This is a genomic window from Streptomyces sp. NPDC054961 (assembly GCF_053609145.1).
Genome location: NZ_JBSGWY010000030.1, coordinates 95,020 through 100,632 on the forward strand (window position 1 = coordinate 95,020; position 5,613 = coordinate 100,632).

The 5,613-nt window shown below is 72.5% G+C and carries 5 protein-coding genes; all 5 read right to left on the minus strand.

What is annotated here, in order from left to right:
- Positions 1-114: 114 nt before the first annotated feature.
- The 5 genes from galE to rplU all read right to left on the minus strand — a co-directional run bounded on the left by galE (position 115) and on the right by rplU (position 5,093).
- Positions 115-1,104 carry a UDP-glucose 4-epimerase GalE gene (gene galE, locus ACWF9Z_RS25125; RefSeq protein ID WP_453605390.1) on the minus strand — a complete coding sequence of 330 codons (990 nt, stop codon included), beginning with the start codon at positions 1,102-1,104 and terminating at the stop codon, positions 115-117.
- Positions 1,105-1,167: 63 nt separating this feature from the next.
- Positions 1,168-2,808, minus strand: a complete 1,641-nt coding sequence (locus ACWF9Z_RS25130; protein WP_453605392.1) for a glycosyltransferase family 2 protein — start codon at positions 2,806-2,808, stop codon at positions 1,168-1,170.
- A 75-nt stretch (positions 2,809-2,883) separates the two neighbouring features.
- Complete coding sequence (gene obgE, locus ACWF9Z_RS25135; protein ID WP_453605394.1) at positions 2,884-4,326, minus strand: GTPase ObgE; 1,443 nt, start codon at positions 4,324-4,326, stop codon at positions 2,884-2,886.
- Between the two features lie 178 nt (positions 4,327-4,504).
- The gene (rpmA, locus tag ACWF9Z_RS25140; RefSeq protein ID WP_030013081.1) at positions 4,505-4,759 is read right to left on the minus strand and encodes a 50S ribosomal protein L27; all 255 of its coding nucleotides are present in this window, start codon (positions 4,757-4,759) and stop codon (positions 4,505-4,507) included.
- Between the two features lie 13 nt (positions 4,760-4,772).
- Positions 4,773-5,093, minus strand: coding sequence for a 50S ribosomal protein L21 (rplU, locus tag ACWF9Z_RS25145; protein WP_112446572.1), 321 nt, complete (start codon positions 5,091-5,093; stop codon positions 4,773-4,775).
- Between the last annotated feature and the right edge of the window lie 520 nt (positions 5,094-5,613).

Consider the following 5,613-nt stretch of genomic DNA (forward strand, 5'->3'; position numbering starts at 1 on the left):
AGCGGGGCGGCTGCTCCCCCGCGGGCCGGGCCACCGCGGACGGCTCCCCCCCTACGCCGCCCGCCCCGTAACTCACGGGGGCGGGCGGCTTCGTGCGTACGGCGCGCGGGGCGGTCAGGCCTTGCGGTGGGCCTCCCAGCCCTCCCAGGCCGAGGTGATCATCTCGCGGACGTCGTGGCGGGCCTTCCAGCCCAGCTCGGACGAGATCCGGTCGGCGGAGGCGACGACCTTCGCCGGGTCGCCGGGGCGGCGCGGGGAGAGAACGGGCGCGTACGCGGCGTCGGTGTGCCCGGTGGTCTCGTTCACCAGGTCGACCATCTCGCGGACGGAGACGCCCTCACCGCGGCCGATGTTGACCGTGAGGTCCCTGTACTCGCCCTGCGCGCCCCACTCGACGAGCTTGCGGGCCGCCACCACGTGGGCCTCCGCGAGGTCCGCGACGTGGATGTAGTCGCGGACGCAGGTGCCGTCCGTGGTCGGGTAGTCGTCGCCGAAGATCCGGGCGCCCTCGCCCCGGTCGAAGCGCTCGAAGATCATCGGGACCAGGTTGAAGACGCCGGTGTCGGCGAGCTCGGGGGTCGCGGCGCCCGCCACGTTGAAGTAGCGCAGGCAGGCGGTCGAGATGCCGTGCGCCTTGCCCGCGGCGCGCACCAGCCACTCGCCGGCCAGCTTCGTCTCGCCGTACGGGCTCAGCGGCAGGCACGGGGTGTCCTCGGTGACGAGGTCCACGTCGGGCATCCCGTACACGGAGGCGGAGGAGGAGAAGAGGAAGTTGCGGACGCCGGCGGCGGCCACGGCACCGAGCAGGACCGTGAGGCCCTGCACGTTCTCCTCGTAGTAGTGCAGCGGCTTGTCCACGGACTCGCCGACCTGCTTCTTGCCCGCCAGGTGGACCACGCCGGTGATCTCGTGCCGGGCGAACGTCTCGTCCAGGATCCGCCGGTCCAGCACGGAACCGACCACCAGCGGGACGCCCTGCGGGACACGGTCGGCGTTGCCCGTGGAGAGGTCGTCCAGAACCACGACCTCCTCACCGGCGAGCAGCATCGCGCGGACGACGTGTGCCCCGATGTAACCGGCACCACCAGTGATCAGAAACGTCATGCGTATCTCCTTGGGCTCTGTCTCTTGTTCTTCCGGCTGCCGCCGGACCCGCTTGTCGTCCGGCTACCGCCGGACCCCGCTCCGCCCCCGGCTCCTGCGGGCCCGGTTCAGGCGCTCGCGCACGAGGCTCATGACGCCGTCGGCCCCGGGCGCGAGCCGCAGTCCCAGCGATCCGGCGGCCGTGCGATAGGGCTGCGCCAACAGCACACCGTACCGGCTGCTGGGCAGCACCCGCCGGTGGAGCAGGCCTCCGAGGGGGCGCGGAGAGGTGAGCAGGGAGCTCCCGTCCTCGCACTCCACGCTCGCCCGCACGTCCCACGCCTGCATGCCCCGCCGGCCCGCGCCGCGCCCGGCGGCCGCCAGCGTGGTGAGGGGGAAGGGCAGTTCCGCGGTCCAGTGGCCGCCGCCCTCGGCGAGGCGCAGCTCCACGGTCTCGGCGCACAGCGGCTCCCCGCCGCCGGCCCGGGGCACGAAGCGGAGCTGGACGCTGCGCGGACCGGCCGGGGCGAGGCGCCCGTACAGGTCGTGGACGAGGATCCGCAGGCCGCCGGAACCGAGCGGCTCGGCGTCGACGGTGACGGGCAGTCCGGCCGTCTCCAGCTCCGCCAGCCCGTCCAGCTCCACCGGCAGGGTCTCGCTCCACACCGCGGTCCCGCCGGGACCGGTCGCGTACGGGGGCGGCAGCCGGGGCGGGTCGGCGGCGAAGGCGGTCAGCCGCTTGAGGTCGGCGGGGGCGGGCGGGGCCTCGCAGGCGCGCAGCACCCGTACGGTCCAGCGGGCCGGCGCCGCGGCGGCCTCGATGTCGGCGTCGGCGAAACCGGCGAGGTAGTCGCGGGTCAGGGCCCACCAGGCGGCCTGGTACTCGGGGTCCTTGCCGAGCTCGCGCAGGTACATGCGCAGGTCGTACTCGAGGAACTTGACCTGGCAGGCGCGGCCCAGCTCGGCCGAGGACCCGGTGAGGGTGCGGGAGGCGGTGCGGTGGGCCTCGATGCGCGCACGCCAGTTGCCGACGTCCTTGCGGTCCAGGGAGATGGACACCTGGGCGGCGTCGCGGCGCACGTGCCAGACGTAGACGAGGTCGCCGATCACGGCGATGCGGGGCGCGGCGGCCAGCACGCGGGCGGTGAAGGCGAAGTCCTCGTAGACGAACCGGCCGTCGGGGAAGCGGATCCCGTGCTCGTTCAGGAAGGCCCGGTCGTAGAGCTTGTTCACGCAGAGGGTGTCCCGGACCAGTTCCGGCCGGTCGGCCGGCCGGTCGATCACGTCGCCCGGCGTGTAGAGACCGGGGACCCAGGGCACTTCGCGGCCTCCGGGCAGTTCCCTGCGGACGCAGGCGCCGACCGTGACGGGCGCCCGGTGCTGCTCGGCGGCGCGCACCAGGGCCGCGGCCGCCCCCGGGGGCAGGACGTCGTCGCTGTCCAGGAACAGGACGTACGGGGAGGTCGCGGCCGCGATCCCGTCGTTGCGCGGGGTGCCGCAGCCCCCGCTGTTCTCCGTGCGGTGCACGACCTTCAGGCGGGGGTGGAGGGCGGCCAGCCCGTCCAGCACCGGCCCGGTCCCGTCGGAGGAGGCATCGTTCACGGCGATGACCTCGGCGACCACCGGGCCCTGGGCGAGGGCCGAGGAAACGGCCTCGCCCACGAGCCCGGCGTCGTTGTACGCGATCACCACGACGGAAACGGTGGAGGTATTCGTGCTCGTCACCAGGGGATCCTAGGCCACGCGGGTAAACGTGGCCTCACGACCGTCCGCCGGTGTCCGCCCGTCGGGGTCCGCCGGTCAGAAGGGGCGGAACTCGTCGTACTCCTTCTGCGCGGTGTCGCGCTCGGCTTCCTTCTCCTTGCGGCGCGTGGTGGCCGGACGCGGCGACTCCAGACGGTGGTCCTCACCGCGGCGGCCCAGCATCTCGGCGCCGGCCATCATGGTCGGCTCCCAGTCGAAGACGACCGCGTTGTCGTCGGAGCCGATGGCCACGCCGTCACCGGCACGGGCGCCGGCCTTGCGCAGCGCGTCCTCGACACCGAGGCGGTTGAGACGGTCCGCGAGGTAGCCGACGGCCTCGTCGATGTTGAAGTCGGTCTGGCGGACCCAGCGCTCCGGCTTCTCGCCGCGCACCCGGTAGACGTCCTCGGCCTCGTCGTAGGCGATGGTGAAGCCGCTGTCGTCCACGGCCTTCGGGCGGATGACGATGCGGGTCGCCTCCTCCTTCGGCTTGCGGGCACGGAACTTCGCGATGACCTCGGCGAGGAAGAAGGACAGCTCCTTCAGACCGGTGCGGGAGACCGCGGAGACCTCGAAGACCTTGTAGCCGCGGGCCTCCAGGTCCGGGCGGACCATGTCCGCGAGCTCCTGGCCGTCGGGGATGTCGACCTTGTTGAGGACGACGAGGCGCGGGCGCTTCTCGAGGCCGCCGCCGTAGAGCTTCAGCTCCTCCTCGATGGCGTCGAGGTCGCCGAGCGGGTCGCGGTCGGACTCCAGGGTGGCGGTGTCCAGGACGTGCACGAGGATCGAGCAGCGCTCGACGTGGCGCAGGAACTCCAGGCCGAGGCCCTTGCCCTGGCTGGCGCCCGGGATGAGGCCCGGGACGTCGGCGATCGTGTAGACCGTCGAGCCGGCGGTGACGACGCCCAGGTTCGGGACGAGGGTGGTGAAGGGGTAGTCCGCGATCTTCGGCTTGGCCGCGGAGAGCACCGAGATCAGCGAGGACTTGCCGGCGCTCGGGAAACCGACCAGCGCGACGTCGGCGACGGTCTTGAGCTCCAGGATGACGTCGCCGCCGGTGCCGGGGACGCCGAGGAGCGCGAAGCCGGGCGCCTTGCGGCGGGCCGAGGAGAGCGCGGCGTTGCCGAGGCCGCCACGGCCGCCTTCGGCCGCGACGTAGGTGGTGCCCTGGCCGACGAGGTCGGCGAGGACGTTGCCCTCCTTGTCGAGGACGACGGTGCCGTCCGGCACGGGCAGGATCAGGTCCTGGCCGTCCTTGCCGGAGCGGTTGCCGCCCTCGCCGGGCTTGCCGCTGGTGGCCTTGCGGTGGGGGCTGTGGTGGTAGTCCAGCAGGGTGGTGACGGCCTGCTCCACCACCAGGATGACGTCGCCGCCACGGCCGCCGTTGCCGCCGTCGGGGCCGCCGAGCGGCTTGAACTTCTCCCGGTGAACGGAGGCGCAGCCGTGGCCCCCGTTACCCGCGGCGACATGCAATTCGACGCGGTCCACGAAGGTGGTCATGGTTGTTCCTCCAGATACAGCGGGAATGTCCCGGAAAGCCCGGGGGCAGGCCTTGCTGCCATTAAACGTGTCTATGTGACAACGCGCCGAGGGCGGACCTCTCTTCCCGGCTCGCGCCGGGAAGAGCTGAGATCCGCCCTCGGGATGTTGCGAACTGCCGATTCAGCCGAAGCTGGGATCAGGCGGCCGGAACGATGTTGACGACCTTGCGGCCACGGTGCGTGCCGAACTCGACCGAACCGGCCTGCAGCGCGAACAGCGTGTCGTCGCCACCACGACCGACACCCGAACCCGGGTGGAAGTGGGTGCCGCGCTGGCGGACGAGGATCTCACCAGCGGAAACGACCTGACCGCCGAAGCGCTTCACGCCGAGCCGCTGAGCGTTGGAATCGCGCCCGTTCCGGGTGGACGATGCGCCCTTCTTGTGTGCCATGTCTCAGTCCCTCTTACTTCGCAGCCGCGGGGATACCGGTGACCTTGATCGCCGTGTACTGCTGGCGGTGACCCTGGCGACGGCGGTAGCCGGTCTTGTTCTTGTACCGCAGGATGTCGATCTTGACGCCCTTGTGGTGGTCCACGATCTCAGCCGTGACCTTGACGCCGGCCAGGACCCACGGGTCGCTGGTCACGGCTTCGCCGTCGACAACGAGCAGGGTCGAGAGCTCGACCGTGTCGCCAACCTTGGCGGTGGGAATCTTGTCAACTTCAACGATGTCGCCGACAGCAACCTTGTGCTGGCGACCACCGCTGCGCACGATGGCGTACACGCGGATCTCTCTCTCACTCGAGTTCGGGAACCCCTGAAGCCAGCCGGCCACCGCGGGAACCCGCAGACCGGCCTCCCCCGCGCCGCGAGGCGGTGCGGGAGGTGAGGTGCTCAGTGGATGGCGTATGCATAGACACGCCAGCGACCTAGGTTACGGGCCTCGGTCGGAGGGGTCAAACTGGCGGTCGCGCCGCTGGTGCGAGGTTCCGTTTGCCGGGCGCCGCCCGTGCCGACGACGGGGTCCGGGGTGCCGACCCTCCCCCGGACGGGCCGTCTCCACGGGGACCCCCGCCGACGTGAGCCCCGTGGCCGCGCCGCCCGCCGCGCCCGCGGGCCCCGCGTTCCCCGCGTTCCCCATTGCCTTCCAGGCGCCCCTGGGGAGCGCCGGGGGCGCCATGGACGAAGCCCCGGGCGGGCCCGGGGGGGCGGGGGGCGCCGGGGGGGGTGGGGGGGGGGGGCGGGGTGGAGGCGCGGTGGGTGGCGCGGGGGGGGGGGGGGGCGTGAGCTGCGGCCGCGCCGGG

Coding starts and splice junctions, on each gene's coding strand:
- rpmA (WP_030013081.1), bottom strand. CDS start 4,759: ATGGCACACAAGAAGGGCGCATCGTCCACCCGGAACGGGCGCGATTCC.
- galE (WP_453605390.1), bottom strand. CDS start 1,104: ATGACGTTTCTGATCACTGGTGGTGCCGGTTACATCGGGGCACACGTC.
- obgE (WP_453605394.1), bottom strand. CDS start 4,326: ATGACCACCTTCGTGGACCGCGTCGAATTGCATGTCGCCGCGGGTAAC.